At 64.5% G+C, this 16,072-nt stretch carries 12 protein-coding genes; 11 read left to right on the top strand and 1 reads right to left on the bottom strand.

The window, feature by feature from the left end:
• Positions 1 to 27: 27 nt before the first annotated feature.
• The 11 genes from P3T43_RS02810 (at position 28) to P3T43_RS02760 (ending at position 14,346) form a co-directional block, all read left to right on the top strand.
• Positions 28 to 417, top strand: coding sequence for a DUF4280 domain-containing protein (locus tag P3T43_RS02810; RefSeq protein WP_429279494.1), 390 nt, complete (start codon positions 28 to 30; stop codon positions 415 to 417).
• A 1-nt stretch (position 418) separates the two neighbouring features.
• Entirely contained in the window at positions 419 to 2,410 is a 1,992-nt protein-coding gene (locus P3T43_RS02805) for a type VI secretion system Vgr family protein (RefSeq protein ID WP_429279493.1), read from the top strand.
• 27 nt (positions 2,411 to 2,437) lie between these two features.
• Positions 2,438 to 4,381, top strand: a complete 1,944-nt coding sequence (gene tagH, locus P3T43_RS02800) for a type VI secretion system-associated FHA domain protein TagH (protein ID WP_429279492.1) — start codon at positions 2,438 to 2,440, stop codon at positions 4,379 to 4,381.
• Between the two features lie 22 nt (positions 4,382 to 4,403).
• Positions 4,404 to 5,738, top strand: a complete 1,335-nt coding sequence (gene tssK, locus P3T43_RS02795) for a type VI secretion system baseplate subunit TssK (protein ID WP_429279491.1) — start codon at positions 4,404 to 4,406, stop codon at positions 5,736 to 5,738.
• 32 nt (positions 5,739 to 5,770) lie between these two features.
• Positions 5,771 to 7,060, top strand: a complete 1,290-nt coding sequence (locus P3T43_RS02790) for a DotU family type VI secretion system protein (protein ID WP_429279490.1) — start codon at positions 5,771 to 5,773, stop codon at positions 7,058 to 7,060.
• Between the two features lie 43 nt (positions 7,061 to 7,103).
• Positions 7,104 to 10,649 (top strand): type VI secretion system membrane subunit TssM, encoded by a 3,546-nt coding sequence (gene tssM / locus P3T43_RS02785; RefSeq protein WP_429279489.1) that lies wholly within the window; start codon positions 7,104 to 7,106, stop codon positions 10,647 to 10,649.
• On the top strand, positions 10,646 to 11,329 hold the full coding sequence (gene tagF, locus P3T43_RS02780) for a type VI secretion system-associated protein TagF (RefSeq protein WP_429279488.1): 684 nt from the start codon (positions 10,646 to 10,648) through the stop codon (positions 11,327 to 11,329). Before tssM ends, tagF begins: the two co-directional genes overlap by 4 nt.
• Positions 11,330 to 11,353: 24 nt before the next feature.
• Positions 11,354 to 11,950: an OmpA family protein gene (locus tag P3T43_RS02775; protein ID WP_429279487.1), complete on the top strand. Its 597-nt coding sequence runs from the start codon at positions 11,354 to 11,356 to the stop codon at positions 11,948 to 11,950.
• Between the two features lie 24 nt (positions 11,951 to 11,974).
• Positions 11,975 to 12,895, top strand: a complete 921-nt coding sequence (locus tag P3T43_RS02770; RefSeq protein WP_429279486.1) for a hypothetical protein — start codon at positions 11,975 to 11,977, stop codon at positions 12,893 to 12,895.
• A 42-nt stretch (positions 12,896 to 12,937) separates the two neighbouring features.
• A complete protein-coding gene (locus P3T43_RS02765; protein ID WP_429279485.1) occupies positions 12,938 to 13,807 on the top strand; it encodes a hypothetical protein in 870 nt (289 codons plus the stop codon).
• Between the two features lie 335 nt (positions 13,808 to 14,142).
• Positions 14,143 to 14,346, top strand: a complete 204-nt coding sequence (locus P3T43_RS02760) for a DUF2970 domain-containing protein (protein ID WP_429279484.1) — start codon at positions 14,143 to 14,145, stop codon at positions 14,344 to 14,346.
• A 97-nt stretch (positions 14,347 to 14,443) separates the two neighbouring features.
• On the opposite strand, the gene P3T43_RS02755 is transcribed toward P3T43_RS02760, so the two are convergent.
• On the bottom strand, positions 14,444 to 15,871 hold the full coding sequence (locus tag P3T43_RS02755) for a PLP-dependent aminotransferase family protein (protein WP_429279483.1): 1,428 nt from the start codon (positions 15,869 to 15,871) through the stop codon (positions 14,444 to 14,446).
• Positions 15,872 to 16,072 lie beyond the last annotated feature (201 nt).

The raw sequence follows: 16,072 nt of genomic DNA, 5'->3' as shown, positions 1-16,072 counted from the left end.
CGGCAGTCCGGGTCAGGGGAGCCTTGAATGCCGCAACAGGTCAGCATGGGCGCATCACTGCAATGCTCGTTCGGGGCCGCGCCGTCCACGCTCGTCGTATTGCCGGTCAACCTGGTGATGGGCGAGGGGCCGCCGGCGGCCAATATCATGGACCACATCCCGCTCGTCAACATCATGCCGTTCGGCGTGTGCAGTTCGCCGGCCAATCCGACCGTCGCGGCCGCAACAGCCGCCGCGCTAGGCGTGCTCACGCCGATGCCCTGCGTGCCGGCGACCCTGACGCCATGGACCCTGGGTGCGCCAACCGTGCTGCTAGGTAACCAGCCTTCGCTCGACAACGTGTCCAAATGCATGTGCAACTGGGGCGGCCTGGTCAGCATCGTCGATCCGGCGACCGTCAAGACCATGATCCCGTGATATGACCTCTCAAGACCCGAACCGCAACGTCACCGTGAGCTGCGCCCCTGGCGGGTCGGATCTGCGGTTTCTGCGCCTGCGCGGCACCGAGGAACTGGGGCGACTGTACGAATTTCACGTTGACCTGCTGAGCCCGAGCAACGACCTGCAAGCCGGCGACCTGCTCGGCCAGGACATGTCGGTTGCGCTGGCGCTGCCCGCTGGGGGCGAGCGGCAGATCAACGGGATCGTCACCGCGTTTCGCATCATCGCGCCCGGCGACCGCGTCCGCCAGCGGATGGCGCGCTACGAGGCGCTCGTGCGCCCGCGGCTGTGGCTGCTTACGCGGGCCTCGCACAGCCGCTTTTTTTATCAGATGACGGTGCTGTCCATCATCACCAGCGTGCTGCAGGACTATGACGTCGACGTCAGCAACAAATGCGTGGCGACCTACCCCTCGCTCGAACATTGCGCGCAATACCGCGAGACGGATTTCGACTTCATCAGCCGGCTGATGGAGCACGAGGGCATCTACTACTACGTCGAACACCAGAACGGCAAGCACACCCTCATCCTGACCGATTCCGGCGACGTGCATACCGCGATCGATCACTATCCGACCATCTCATACGATGCCTGGCATGAACTGACGCACGAAAAGGAGTGCATCTATCAGTGGTCGTCGGGCGCGGAGTTGCAGACCGGCAAATACGAAGTCAACGATTACGATTTCGAGAAGCCGTCGTCGAGCAACCAGCAAGGCTTGCTGTCGCGCGCGACGCGGCCGAAGGTGTATGACCCGCCGGTGTACACGATGCAGGAGCATCTGAGCGGGCACGTCGCGGCAGCCGACGGTGACCGCTATGCGAAGGTCGGCATGGAGATTCGCGAGACCCGTAACGACAGCATTTCGGGGCGGGCCAGCGTCCGCGGCATCTGGCCCGGCGGCCTCTTCAAGCTGCAGGGTCATGCGTCCGACAAGCAGAATCACGACTACCTGGTGGTCAGCGCCGCATATGAAATCAATTCGGATACGTATGTGTCGAGCTTGAAAGGCGACAGTGCGCTGCCGCTGTTCGACTGCAGCTTCACTGCCGTGCGCAAGGAGAATCACTTCCGTTCGGAACGAGTCACGCCGCGGCCGGTGGTGGCGGGTCCGCAAACGGCGATGGTGGTCGGGCCCGACGGCGACGAAATACTCACGGACAAATACGGCCGGATCAAGGTGCAGTTTCACTGGGAGCAGTTCGCCCCGCCGGCGGACGCCAGCGCGCGCATGAAACGCTGCTGGGTGCGCGTCTCGCAGAGCTGGGCCGGCAAGCGCTGGGGCGCGTTCTTCCTGCCGCGCATCGGCCAGGAGGTGGTGGTCGATTTCGTCGAAGGCGATCCGGACCGTCCGCTCGTGACCGGCTGTGTGTACAACGCCAACACGATGCCGCCTTACGAGCTGCCGGCCAATGCCGCGTTCTCGACCCTGAAGAGCAATTCGACGAAGGGCGGCGGCGGTTTCAACGAAATGCGCTTCTACGATACCAAGGGCTCCGAACAATTGTTCTTTCACGCGGAGAAGGATCACGAGACCTGGATCAAGAACGATACGCTGACGAACGTCGGCAATGATCGCCATCTGAAGGTCACGGGCAACGAATTCGTCGCGGTGACCGGCACCCGCCACGACGCGGTGACCGGCGACCAGAACGCGGCCGTCGACGGCAATGCGTCGCTCAAGGTCGGGCAGAAACTGCAGGAAAAAGTCGGCATGGATTATGCCATCGACGCGGGCATGAACATTCACATCAAGGCGGGTATGAACGTCGTGATCGAGGCTGGCGTGAGCATTACACTCAAGGCTGGCGGTGCATTTCTGGTGGTGGGGCCGGCGAGTGTCGCGGTATCGGGCACGCCGATCCTGCTGAACTCGGGTGGCTCGGCCGGTTCGGGTGACGGTTCGTCGCCGACGGCGCCGAGCGCGCCGAAGGACGCCGACGACGGCACCAAAAAGATCAGCTCGTGACGGGACGTTTATCTGACGGGGCTTGGGATGCAACTGAACAATCCGATTCTTGCGCTGCGGGTGGCGAAGTTCAACGACGAGCCGGTGGCCGAACCGATCACGACCGAGTTCGGACCGGCCGGCGGCACGATCGGGCGCGCAAGCGACTGCACCCTGGTGCTGCCCGATCAGCAACGTGCGATCTCGCGGGTGCACGCCCGGGTCGAGTATCGCGACGGCGAGTATCTGCTGTGCGATCTCGGCAGCAATCCCAGTGTGCTGAACCAGCGCGCCCTAGGTGGCACGCGGGAGGCGCGGCTGGCGGACGGCGACCGTCTGCTGATCGGCCCGTACCTGCTCGAAGTGACGCTTGCCGAGCGCAGCGGCGGTACGCGGGGATTGACGGGCGGCGTGGATCCGCTCGCCGCCGCGCAGGTGCTGAGCGGGCCGCCGCTCGGCGATCTGACAGGCGATGCATTTGGTCTGGGGATGCTCGATCCGCTCGGGCAGCCGGGCTTTGGTGAAGCGTCCCGGATTTCGTCGCGGCCGGGCTATGCGGGTTCGGAAAGCGACCACATCTCGCCCGAGATGGAGGCGTTTTCGGCGCCGGTGGCGGTGCCGGTGTCGCGGGAGAGGGGAGAGGCGCCTGTGGGTTCATTTGCGCCTGCGTCGTCGTCGCCTGCGGCCTCATTTGCTCCTTCGCCTGCGGTTTCGTCCCCGCTTTCGTCCTCCGCTCACGGAGGTATCCCGGCCGATTACGACCCACTGGCGGACGCGCTCGCGCAGTGGGAAACACCGCCGGCCCATCCGTCCGGAGCGCCGCCGTTGGCGTCGCCGTCGCCGTCGCACTACGCGCCGCCGGAGCGGCTGGCGCCGCTCGCAGCGCCGCCGCTGGGGACCCCGCTTCCTTCGGTACAGGCCGGCCCCACCGGCTTGCCTGCGAGCCTGCTCGACGGACCGTTGTCTGGCGGAGAAACGACTCCGTTCGACGATCTGTTCTCCTCGGGCAGCCCGTCGCCCCCGGCGCATGCCGAGCCGGGGCCGCTTGATTTCCTCGCGCCAATTCCGGCTTCGACTCCGATTCCGATTCCGGCAGCGCCTGTGGCTGCGCCGGCGTCGCCCGCTGCGGCGGCCTTCGCGCCGCTCGCGGCGACGCCGTCCATGCCCGCGCCCGCGAGCCGGCCGGAGCCTGCCGCCATGGATGAGTCTGGCTACGCAGCCACGCCTTACACGCCGGCCGCCGCCCCAGCCGCTCCGTTCACTCCGGTCGCCCAAGGCGACTCAGCCGCTCCGGTCGCCCAGGTTGCTGCAGTCGCCACCGCGCCACAACCCGCCACGCGTGCCTCTGCCCCAGCAACGGCCGCAAACCTGAGCCCCACACTTGCAGCGCTGCTGGACGGCCTCGGTCTCGATCCGTCGCGCGCGCCGAATCTCCCGGAACTGGAACTGGCGCGGCTGGCTGGCGCGATGCTGCGCGAATCGCTGCGCGGCACGATGGCCGTGTTGCGGGCTCGCTCGCTGACCAAGCGGGAAAACCGCCTCGAAGTGACCGTGATCATCGCGCGCGACAACAACCCGCTCAAATTCTTTCCGGATGTCGACAGCGCACTGTCGCAGATGCTGACGGGTCGAGGCGCGGGTTACCTGCCGCCCGCCGCAGCGCTGGAACGCGCCTTCAACGACATCGAATCGCATGAGCTGGCGGTGATGGCGGGCATGCGCGCGGCACTCGCGCATGTGCTCGGCCGTTTCGACCCGGCCACCATCGAGGCTCAGTTGAGCGAGCAGGGGGTGTTGGAGAAGGTACTGTCGAATCGCAAGGCCAAGCTGTGGGACCGCTTCGTCGAATTGCAGGGCGCGGTGGCACGCGAAGCGGAAGACGACTTCCAGCGGCTCTTCGGCAAGGCATTCAACGACGCATACGAAGCGCAGATCGAAGCTTTGGGCGAGCTGCGCAGGACCGGCGCGGGGAAGCCGCCGGATCGAGGCTGACTTACTTCAACAACGAGAACAAATGTCCTGGAACAGCAAAGTAATCTGGTCGGAGGGGATGTTCCTGCAACCCCAGCATTTGCAGCAGCACGACCGCTATCTGCAGAGGCAACTGGAGACGCGAGCCGCGGGGCTGCGTCCGTATAGCTGGGGTTTCACGACGCTCGAAATCGACGAGCCGCTGCTCAAGCTGGGCAAGCTCGCGCTTCTGGCGTGCTCGGGTGTGTTGCCGGACGGCACCCCGTTCAACCTGCCGGCTGACGACGATCTGCCCGAGCCGCTCGATATTCCCGAGGGCACGCGCAATGCGCTGGTGACGCTCGCGCTGCCGGTGCGGCGTCCGGGAGTGGCCGAGACGGGCAATGCCGAAACCGGTGAGAATTTTGCGCGGCATCGAATCGACGAACTCGAAGTGAACGACAGCAACGACCCGAACGCGGGCACGGCGCTGATGCAGGTCGGCAAACTCCGCGTGCGCCTCGCGCTCGAGTCCGACGTCGCGAACGCCTACACCGTGCTGGGCGTGGCGCGGGTGGTCGAGCGCCTGCCGGACAACCGGGTGGTGCTCGAAGGCGACTACCACCCGCCGTGTCTCGACATTGCCGTGGCGCGCCGGCTGGCCGCGTTCGTCGCCGATCTGGTTGGCTTGCTGCATCAGCGCGGCGAGGCGCTGGCCGCGCGCCTCGCGCAGCCGGGCGTGACCGGCGTCGCGGAAGTGTCGGACTTCCTGCTGTTACAGCTGATCAATCGCCACGAACCGCTGGCCTCGCATCTGGCGACGATGACAGGATTGCATCCCGAAGACCTGTACCGCGTGGCCGTGCAACTGGCCGGGGAGCTGGCAACCTTCAGCCAGGCAGCAAAGCGCCCGCCTGCGTATCCGGTGTACCGGCACGAGGGGCTGCGCGAAACTTTTGCGCCGGTGATCGCGGATCTGCGCGCGTCGCTCAGCATGGTGATGGATCCGCATGCCGTGCCGATCCCGCTCGAAGAGCGCAAGTTCGGCCTGCGGGTGGCGCTCGTGCCGGACAAGAATCTCTTTGCCGGGGCCATGTTCGTGCTGGCGGTGCGCGCCCAGATGCCGGCCGAGCAGATCCTGACCGGCTTTGCGCCGCAGGTGAAGATCGGCCCGGTCGAGCGCATCCGCGATCTGGTCAATCTGCAGTTGCCGGGGATCGGCCTGCGCGCGTTGCCGGTGGCGCCGCGGCAACTGCCTTTTCATGCTGGATTTACCTACTTCGAACTCGATCGTGGCAACGAACTATGGAAGCAGTTCGCGACGTCGGCCGGTATGGCGCTGCACGTCGCGGGCGAATTCCCGGGGCTGACGATGGAATTCTGGGCCATCCGCCGTTGATGGATTGATTGAGCACACTGAGGACACTCATCGTGACTCCAGACCTACCACGTGGCCCCGCCGATGATCCCGGCGCCACCATCCTGATTCCAAACCCGGGCGGGGCGCGTGCGGCCTTCGTCGCGGCGGCGACGACCGCCGCGCCGATACCGTCGACGGCGGGCGGACTGAATCCGCTGCTGCGGGCGGCGAACCCGTTGCTCGAACTGGCGCAGCCGCTGCGTCAATTGCCGACGCACCCCAACATCGAGGAACTGCGCACGCAACTCATGCAAATGATGCGCGCCTTCGAAACGCAGGGCCGCGCCAACGGCATCGACAACGAGAAACTCGGCGCGTCGCGTTACTGCCTGTGTACGTTCCTCGACGAAGCCATCTCCAGCACGCCATGGGGAGCGGGCCTGTGGGGGCGTCAAAGCCTGCTGGTGACGTTCCACAACGAGGCGTCCGGGGGCGAGCGCTTCTTCCTGATCCTGCAACGTCTCGCGCAGAACCCGACCGCGAACGTCGACATTCTCGAACTGATCTACGTGATCCTGGGGCTGGGCTTCGAGGGACGCTACCGGCTCGTCGATGGCGGGCGTAGCCAGCTCGATACGGTCCGCGAACGCCTCGAACAGATGATCCGCACGCAGCGCGGCGCCGCTGAACGCGAGCTGTCGCCGCACTGGCTGCCGGTCAAGGCGGAACGCAAACCGTTGCTGCAGTTGCTGCCGTTGTGGGTCGCCGCGGCGGCTGCGTGTGTGCTGCTGGTGATCGTTCACCTGGCGCTGAGTTTCAGGTTGAACGACGCCTCGGATCAGGTCTTCGCGGCGCTCCACGGCGTGCGTGTCGCGCCTGCGCCGCTGCTTGCCGCGCGCGTCGCGGCCGCGCCGAAGCCCGCGCCGAAACTCGCCCAGTTCCTCGCTCCCGAAGTCGCCAAGGGACTCGTGCGCGTGACCGAGCAGCCGGACCGCACGATCGTCGAGATCAACGGCGACGGCCTGTTCGCGTCGGGCAACGCGGATCTCGAACCCGACTATCTGCCGCTGATCCAGCGCATTGGCGACGCGCTGAAGGATGTCTCCGGCAATGTCGTGGTCGCCGGTCATACCGACAATCAGCGTTTGATGTCGGCGCGCTTTCCGTCCAACTGGCATCTGTCCCAGGCACGCGCGGAAGTGGTGAAGAACCTCCTCGCGGCGCGTGCCGGATCGCCGGGCCGGTTCACGGCGGAAGGCCGCGGCGATACCGAGCCGGTCGCGCCGAACGATACCGCCGCGAACCGTGCAAAAAACCGCCGCGTCGATATCACCGTTCTGGCGCCAGGAGCCGCATCGTGAGCGCGCTCGCCATCTCTCCATCAGGGTCCGGAGGGGACCGCCCATGAAACTGATCAGCTGGCTGTGGCGTCCGGTCGTGCTCTCGCTTCTCGGCGTGCTCGCGTTGTCGTTGATCGTGTGGATCGAGGGGCCGCTGCTCGCCTGGGCGGGCAACGCACCGCTCGAAACGGCCGGCAGCCGCTGGACGGTGATCGTCATCCTGCTGCTGCTGTGGGCGCTGTATTGGGGTGTGCGCTGGCTGCGGGTGCGGCTCGCCAACGTCCACTTCACCCGCGTGGTGGCGCAAGGACCGGCCGAGGTCGCGCCCGGCAAGAAGGAGTCCGAAGCGGATGTCGCCGCGCTCAGGCAGCGCTTCGAGGAAGCGATGGCGATTCTACGCAAGGCGCGCGTGAAGGGCCGCTTCGGCAGCCAGTATGTGTATCAGTTGCCGTGGTACATGTTTGTCGGCGCGCCGGGCACCGGCAAGACCACCGCCCTGGTGCATTCCGGCCTCAAGTTTCCGCTCGCCGAGCGCCTGGGCAGTCATGCCGTCGGTGGGGTGGGCGGCACGCGAAATTGCGACTGGTGGTTCACCGACGACGCCGTCCTGCTCGATACCGCCGGGCGTTTCACCACCCAGGACAGCTTTGCCGCAGCCGATCAGGCGGCATGGGGTGGCTTCCTGCAACTGCTGCGCAAATTCCGTCCACGGCGGCCGCTGAATGGCGTGATCGTCGCGCTGTCGGCGCAGGATCTGCTGCAACTCACGGAGACCCAGCGGGCGCTCCAGGCGTCCGCCGTGCGGGAGCGGCTCAAGGAGCTGTACACGCAGCTCGGCATGCGCTTTCCGGTCTATGTGGTGGTGACGAAATGCGATCTGCTCGCCGGCTTCGCCGAGTTTTTCGACGACCTCGGCCGCGACGAGCGCGAACAGGTTTGGGGCGTGACCTTCGAGTTCGCCGAGAAGGGAACGCCAGACGATGCGCTGGCGGCTTTTCCGGCTGAATTCGACGCGCTCGAAAAGCAGTTGCAGGCCAACGTACTGCGCCGGATGCAGCAGGAAACCGACACCCGCCGGCGCGCGCTCATCTATGGTTTTCCGCAGCAGTTCGCCGGACTCGAGAATGTGTTGCGCGCCTTTCTCGACGAAACGTTCAGTACCTCCCGCTTCGAGCAATCGGCCTTGCTGCGTGGCGTGTATTTCACGAGCGGCACCCAGGAGGGACGCCCGATCGACCGCGTGATGAGCGCCATGGCGGCGGCACTCGGCCTGCAACGTCAGGTGGTGCTGCCCGATCCGGCGAGCGGCCGGGCCTACTTCATCACCCGGCTGCTGCGCGACGTGATTTTCCAGGAAGCGGGGCTGGCCGGGACCAACGCGAAACTCGAACGGCGCCGCGCCTGGTTTCAGCGCGCCGCGTTGGGCCTGATCGGTGTGGTCGTGGTGCTCGCGCTGGTGCTGTTTTTTATCAGCTATCAGCGCAACAGCGCGTATATCGCGGATGTGCAGCAACACGTGACCGATCTGCAGAAGCTGGCCCAGAACACGCAGGCGGGCGACAACCCGCTCGCGTTGCTGCCGCTGCTCAACGCCGCCCGCGATATTCCCGGCGGCTATGCGGACCGCGACAAGCGCGTCCCATGGCTATCGCGGCTCGGTCTCTATCAGGGCGACAAACTGGGGCTGGAGGCCGAGGCGAGTTATCGGCGCCTGCTGCGTCAAACCTTGTTGCCGCTCGTCGTGCGCAGGATGGAGGAAGAGCTGCGCCGCGGCGACGCCAACAATCCGGACTTCCAGTACGAAGTGCTGCGCGCTTATCTGATGCTGGGCGATTCGCTGCATTACGACGCCGATTCGGTGCGGCTGTGGGCGGATGTCGACTGGCGGCGCGGGCCGTTGCGCGACGCATCCGACGACCAGCGCAACGATCTCGACGGCCACCTCGCCGCGCTGTTTCAGCCAGCACAGTTCGATGCATCGCTGCCGCTCGACAAGGACCTGATTGCTCAAGCGCGGGCCACGCTGGCGAAGATGCCTCTGGCACAACGCATGTTCAACCGAGTCAAGCGCGACCTCGAACAGGCGAAACTGGCGGAATTCAGCGTCGCCAATGCGGCCGGGCGTAACGCCGCGCTGGTGCTGGTGCGCAAGAGCGGTGCGCCGTTGACGCGTGGGGTGTCGGGTGCCTACACGCGGGCGGGCTACCAGAAGTTCGGCCAGTTGCGCGAGCAGGCGGTGATCGACGTGGCCAGGGACGACTGGGTGCTCGGCAGGGAAGAATCGGTGCTCACTCCGAACGGCATCGACGATCTGAAGGCAGGGATGACCCGTCTCTATTACGACGAGTACATCCGGCAATGGGATGCACTGCTAAACGATATCGACGTGGTGCCGATCGACGGCATCGAGAAAGGGGCGCGCGTCGCCAATCTGCTGGCCGCAGCCGATTCGCCGCTGCGTTCGCTGATGCTGACCGCGGCGCAGGAAACCACGCTCGGAACCGTGAAGACCGGTGGTTCGTTGACCGAACAGGCGGGCGCGGCGTTGAGCGGCAAGCTCGATGCCGTGAAGAAGCGTCTCGAGAACGCGCTCGGCAATCAGCCGGACGAAACGGCGCCGCCGCCTGCCGCGGAGCTCAATCCCGTGGATGCGCATTTCCAGGGACTGCACGATCTCGCCGGCAAGCCGGGCGCGCAAGGGCCGGTTCCGCTCGACACGCAACTCGCGGCGATCAAGGATGCGGCGGCGTATCTCGAAGCGGCGGACGCGGCACGCCGCCAGGGTCTGGCGCCGCCGGCCGGCGATGCGCTGAACAAGCTCAAGGTGGCGGCGCAAGGTGCCCCCGCGCCGCTCGCGGCGGTCGCGAACGATGTGGCGACCAGCGCGTCGTCGCTGATGGTCGGTGGCGAGCGGGCCCGGCTCAACGCGCTTTGGCAGTCGAACGTCGCGCAGTTGTGCCGGCAGGCGCTCGATGGGCGCTATCCGCTGGTGCGCAGTTCCACGCGTGATGCGGCGCCCGACGACTTCGGCCGGATTCTCGGTCCTGGCGGCCTCGTCGACGACTTCTTCCAGAAGAACCTCGCGAACCTGGTCGACATGTCCGGCCCGACATGGCGCTGGCGTGCCGGTGCGGATTCGTTCGGCATTCCCGTGGACGTGCTCGCGCAGTTCCAGCGCGCGGCACAGATCCGCGACGCATTTTTCCGTGGCGGTGGACGTGACGTCTCGGTGCGCTTCTCGGTGAAGGCGGTCTCGCTCGATCCCGCGATTACGCAGTTCACGCTCGATATCGACGGCCAGCAACTCGTCGTGAAGCCGGACCAGTTGCAATCCATGGTGTTCCAGTGGCCAAGCGGGAAGGGCACGGGGCAGGCGCACGTCGAATTCGCTCCGCCCGGCAACGCCGCCGCCGCGCGCGCCGACGGGCCGTGGGCGCTGCTGCATTTGATGGACGGCGCCAGCCTCGTACCGACCGCCCAAGCCGACCGCTTCAAATTGAATTTCGACTCGGACGGCCGGCAGGCGGCACTGGAACTCGACGCGAGCAGTGTGGTAAATCCGTTTCGGCGCACGGCACTGGAACAGTTCCGCTGCATGGATCAGCTATGAACGATGCGGTCCTGCCAGGTCCAGGCTTTTTCGGCAAGGTCCGCACGCACGGCGATTTCGTGTCGCGGCGCTTGCCGGTGGAATTCGTCAAGGCATGGGATGAATGCCTGCAACAGGGGATGTTGTTCGGCCAGCAGTCGTTCGGTGCACAGTGGTTGTCCGTGTATCTGACCATGCCGGTGTGGTGTTTCGCCTTGGGGGCGGGGGTGTGCGGCGCGTCGGCCTGGGTGGGCGTGCTGCTGCCGGGCGTCGACCGGGTGGGGCGGTACTTTCCGTTCACGCTGGCGGCACCCGTGCCGGGCGGAGAGTTGCCCGGCTGGCTCAGCGTGGCTCAGGCCTGGTATGACGAAGCCACGCGGCGCGCCCTGTCGACGCTCGCCGACGGCTTCGAGCTCGAGCGCTTTGACGCGGAGTTGAATACGTGGGGGCCGGCCGGGCGTGAATCCACGCCGGGTCCATGGCGGATGACGCTCGAGGACGAGGTGCAGGCCGGCGAAGGCTTCGGCGACCGGCTCGCTGCGTGTGTCACGCCCGGAGTGGGTGCGTGGTGGAGCGAAGGATCGGGTGCCGTGCCGGCATCATTGCTGATTGGAACGGCATTGCCGGACGGACAACGTTTTGCTGGTCTGATGGATGTCGCGAACGTCGGGTGGGAGTCGGTCGTCAAGCTGCGCCCATGACTGGAATTCTTCGGAGGTTGCCGTATGTCACACTTGATACGTTGTGCTTTCAGTACCCGGCTTGCGCGCCCAGTGGCTTTTGCGGTGCTGTGCCTTGCTGCGGCGGGCCGCCTCGCATATGCCCAGGAACCCGTCCTGAAAGAACAGGACATTAACGAGCAGTCCGTAACAAAAGCGCTCGAACCGCAAGAGGGGAGCGACAACATCGTTACGCGCGGGTTTGTCCTGTCGAACAAACAGCCGGGCGCGCCGGGCAGGCCGCCTGGGCCCGCGAAAACGCCCGCCGCGCAGATGCTCATCACCTTTACCACCAACTCGTCGACGCTCACCGAAACGGCGCAGGCCGCGCTGGACAAAGTGGCGCAGGCGCTGCAATCGGAAAAGTTGTCGGCGTATAAATTCCGCGTGGAAGGTCACGCCGATCCGCGCGGCAATGCGGATGCCAACATGAAGCTGTCCGAAGATCGTGCCGCGGCGGTGGTGGAATACCTGACACAGAAGGACGGCATCGCGTCTGAGCGTCTGTCGTCGGTCGGCAAGGGTTCTACCGAGCCTCTGAATACCCGCGACCCGACGGCTCCGGAGAATCGCCGTGTGACCATCGTGACGGTGACCGACTAAACCCGGCCGTAAGGAGGGTTGTCCATGAAACCGCGGCGAGTGCGCTGGGGGCGTCTGCTGGCGGGGGCGTGCGTGGCGGCGCAATGCCTGCTCATGTGGCTGCCGGGCGAAGCGCTCGGGCAGTCGCACGACGCGCGGCTCGAGGCAGCGGCGGAACATGCTGAGGCATCGCCTGTTCCGCTTGCGCAACTTGCAACCGCATTGCCTGCCGAGCCCAGGTTGATGCTTTTCACCATCACAGACCGTCCGGGCCTCTTCGTCATGCATGCGCCGGATCTCGCGGATCAGGGAGCGATGTTCTCGCGCGTCGTAGCCTTGCTCGAACGCAGGGACATGCCGCGCGATCGTGTCGTGACGATGGCGGAGATCGCGGCGCATGCGCGGCGTTTTGGTGCCGATCCGGCGGGCCTCACGGCCGGCAATAATTTCGCTACGACAGAGATAGCCTATTTCTTCGATGTGGCCCGTCGGCAGCATATGTTGCTGACCAATGGCGAGCACGCGTTGCAGACGATCCTCGTCCGATGGCACCTGATTTATGACGACAACGGCAGCTGGAAAGCGTTGAACGAACGCGATTTCCTGATCACCATTCCGGGGATGGGACCCGCTCCAGGGGGCGAGATGATCGACGCGCCGATCCGGGCGGCGATCCTCAGCCATGAGCTGGGTCATTGGCAATATTTCTCCGACGACGCGTACGCGCACGCGTGTCGTGCATTCTGGTGGCAGGGCTTGAGTTACGAAGAACGTGCCGAACTGACCCGTCAGCTTGGCAATATGGGCTATGACCCGAGCGACCGGATCGTGATCGACGAAACGCAGGCCTATCTGTTGCATACGCCTGCGCCGTATATGCCGCTTGCCGACACGCCCGGTCCGTATGGGATCAACGTGGCGAAAGTTCGGCGCAGGCTCGAGGAGCGTGTCGCGCAGGGAGGGTGAAGTGCGGTGGGGCGCCTGACGTGTTCTGAGTGGAGTGAAAAAATGGCGACTGGCTTGCGTGAAAATATACGCAACTTGCTCATCGATCCCATGATCGCCTTTGAACGATGGTTTCGATCGAGCCTCTTCAATCGCGACAAGTCGTTGCCGTCCGCTCGAATGGCGGCTCGCGGCGTGCTGGGGGTGGGAATCAATGCGCTCGCCGAAATTGGTGTCCCGCGGCCCGCGGCGATTGTCCCCGAACCGGCGAAAATTCACGCCAAAAATCCAACTTACTCGGCCGGAAGCTTTTCGCCTTTCAAATGGGTCATTACGCTGCCGTCTGATCTCGCGGACGTCATTGCGACGCCGCTTGGAGTCGAGGGGATTGCCACTTCGATTGATGTGGACCCAAACGATGTGGTCCGCTACATACTGGCCGAGTACGCCGACACGGTTAGCCATGAATGTCGGCATTGCGAGCAGGTTTACCGCATCGTGCAGTGGGTCTACGTGCTACAGAACGAGAAACGCCGGGACATCGTGACAGACCTTATTTCAATCTACGAAGAGCATTTTTTGCCGAAAGCGAGTGCGATGAGGAAGCCCGCGGCCCCGCCGAATCCTCACAAAACGGCCTTTCCGGTGGCGCGTCAGATCATTCGTGGGGCGGCGCTCAATCTGAATCCGGGCAGCGAAGCGCGTGCTGAGGCGGCGATGTGGTACCACTCGATGTATGGCGACATGTCGAAGCTTTATCAACAACGGCGTAACGCAACGGATATCGCGCTGTACTGTGATATTCCTGAGGAGGCAGATGCCTACGGGACAGGTGAACTGGTGCGCGACTGTCTTCTCGAAGAATGGGGACTTAGTCTCGCCAAACGCCCAGATTTCAGAATCCAGCACACCAACATAATCGATGCAGCGTGATAGGAATGTCGCAGCGACGCTTCGAGGTCGTTTGCTGTATGACCGCTGGGTTTCCTTCAAACCTTTGTGGGTGGTCACTGTGATTACGTTAGCCGAACAGGTGTTGCAGGCCGGTCGAGGCGCGGTGTGGGATGTGAAGGAAAGCGTTTTTGTAATTTGACATAAGATAAATTATCAACAAAAAGAACGAGCGTGCTTTGGTTGTGATTCAAGCCCACGTCGAAACATTCGGCAACCGCGCCCCGTGCTTACCACGCATTGTACGAATCTGCTGCTGTTTCCGATTACCGCGCGGCTGGATGATGAACACATTCCAAACCACCAGGAGCATCATCATGGAATTCCTCCGACTCGTCCGCATCGTTCTTTCCAGCTTCTTCGGCGTGCGCAACAGTGCGTCGCATGAGGCGGACATCGCCAACGTGAATTTTGTCCTGCTGCCGTTCGTGGCGGTGTTCCTGGCAGTGGCCATCGGTGGGATCATATTCGGCTTTGTGCATCTGGTCACGGACGCCACGAGCGCAATGCAGGGCTTCTGAAAGCCGGATCGCCATCTGGATTGGCCGCTCAACCCCATTGCTATTGGGGCGTACGGCTTGCCAGCAAGCGGCTCAGCACGGTCGCACTGAACGGACATCAGGCGGATGCGTGCACCGCCGGGTCGTCGAGAATCTCGGCCAGGGCCCGGATGGCTGCGTCGATCCGGGCGCTCCACGGATGCCCAAAGTTGATCCGCACGCAATTCTGAAATGCATGCGTCGCGGAAAAGATCGGACCCGGCGCGATGCTGATACCACGGCCGATCGCGAGCCGGTGCAGCGCCATGGCATCGACCGCATCGGGCAGTTGCAGCCACAGGAAGTAACCGCCCGAGGGCGTCACCCATCGGACCTCGCGCGGCAAGTAACGCCGCAAAGCCGCTTCCATGTCTGCACGTTGCGTCTGCATCGCAGCGTGTAGCTTGCGCAGATGGCGGTCGAACCCGCCGTGCTCCAGATAGTCCGCAATGCCCGCCTGCGCAGGAATGCTGGCCGAGAGCGTCGTCATCAGCTTGAGCCGCTGCACACGATCCGCAAAACGCCCGGCAGACGCCCATCCGATACGGTAGCCCGGGGCAAGCGTCTTCGAAAACGAACTGCAATGCATGACCAGTCCGTTGCTATCGAAGGCTTTCGCAGGGAGCGGCCGGTCACGGCTAAAGTGCAACTCCTGATAAACGTCGTCTTCGATCAGCGGAATGTCGCGGGCTGCAAGCATGTCGACGAGCCGCTTCTTCTTTTCATCGGCAAGGGTGACGCCGGTTGGATTCTGGAAATTGGTCATGAACCAGCATGCGCGAATTGAATGCTTGTCGAGCGCAGCGGCGAGCGCATTGAGGTCGAGACCCGTGACGGGATGGACGGGAATCTCGACCGCGCGCAGATCCAGCCGCTCGATGGCCTGCAAGGCCGCGTAGAAGCCCGGCGATTCGACTGCAACGACGTCGCCCGGACGCGTGACCGCCATCAGGCACAGATTCAGCGCCTCCAGCGCGCCGTTGGTCACGACGATCTCCTCGGGGAGGATAGACATGCCGGTGGCCACATAGCGCAGCGCGATCTGGCGCCGAAGATGGTCGTTGCCGGGCGGCAGATCCACGACCGTGCTCCACGGGCTGAGCGCGCGGGTGCCTTGGGTCAGCGATTTGAGCAGGCGAGCCGTAGGAAACAACAGGGGCGACGGGAACGCCGAGCCGAGCGGCACGATATCGGGATGCTTCGCGGCATCGAGGACGGAAAACACCAGATCGCTGATATCGACCCTGGTTGAATCGGCGAGCGGCACGTCCTGATGCGACGGCACCTGCCTGACCGCCGCACCGGGCGTCACGAAGTAGCCCGCGCGCTCTTCGGCGCGGATCAGCCCCCATTCTTCCAGCAGATAGTACGCACGGAAAACCGTCGACTGGCTGACACCGCGCTGCGCGATAATCTGGCGCAGCGACGGCAGCCGGGAGCCGATCGGAATCTGCCCCGAGCGGATACCGTCAGCAATCGAGTTGGCGAGAGCCTCGTAGCGTTTCATGGTGGGTTTTCTTCAAATGGGTCCAAAACACGCGCTGACCGGGCAAAGTGTACGCGAGAGCGCCTTGCTGGACTCGTCCATCGGCCGGGGCGATGGTATGAAACCGCTCTCCCCCCACCTTCCGCAAACGCACCCGCAAATCGACGACCGCCAGCGACGCCTTGAAAGTGCGATGCCAGGTCCCATTTACCATCCGTGAAC

The organism is Paraburkholderia sp. GAS41 (assembly GCF_050436545.1).
Classification (GTDB): Bacteria; Pseudomonadota; Gammaproteobacteria; order Burkholderiales; family Burkholderiaceae; genus Paraburkholderia.
Note: the sequence above shows the minus strand (reverse complement) of the source record. Positions and strands in the feature narration are given on the sequence as shown.

Excerpts from the sequence above, each read along its gene's own strand:
- P3T43_RS02775 (WP_429279487.1), top strand. The coding sequence starts at position 11,354 with ATGTCACACTTGATACGTTGTGCTTTCAGTACCCGGCTTGCGCGCCCA.
- tssM (WP_429279489.1), top strand. The coding sequence starts at position 7,104 with ATGAAACTGATCAGCTGGCTGTGGCGTCCGGTCGTGCTCTCGCTTCTC.
- tssK (WP_429279491.1), top strand. The coding sequence starts at position 4,404 with ATGTCCTGGAACAGCAAAGTAATCTGGTCGGAGGGGATGTTCCTGCAA.
- tagH (WP_429279492.1), top strand. The coding sequence starts at position 2,438 with ATGCAACTGAACAATCCGATTCTTGCGCTGCGGGTGGCGAAGTTCAAC.
- P3T43_RS02810 (WP_429279494.1), top strand. The coding sequence starts at position 28 with ATGCCGCAACAGGTCAGCATGGGCGCATCACTGCAATGCTCGTTCGGG.
- P3T43_RS02770 (WP_429279486.1), top strand. The coding sequence starts at position 11,975 with ATGAAACCGCGGCGAGTGCGCTGGGGGCGTCTGCTGGCGGGGGCGTGC.
- P3T43_RS02805 (WP_429279493.1), top strand. The coding sequence starts at position 419 with ATGACCTCTCAAGACCCGAACCGCAACGTCACCGTGAGCTGCGCCCCT.
- P3T43_RS02765 (WP_429279485.1), top strand. The coding sequence starts at position 12,938 with ATGGCGACTGGCTTGCGTGAAAATATACGCAACTTGCTCATCGATCCC.
- P3T43_RS02760 (WP_429279484.1), top strand. The coding sequence starts at position 14,143 with ATGGAATTCCTCCGACTCGTCCGCATCGTTCTTTCCAGCTTCTTCGGC.
- P3T43_RS02755 (WP_429279483.1), bottom strand. The coding sequence starts at position 15,871 with ATGAAACGCTACGAGGCTCTCGCCAACTCGATTGCTGACGGTATCCGC.
- tagF (WP_429279488.1), top strand. The coding sequence starts at position 10,646 with ATGAACGATGCGGTCCTGCCAGGTCCAGGCTTTTTCGGCAAGGTCCGC.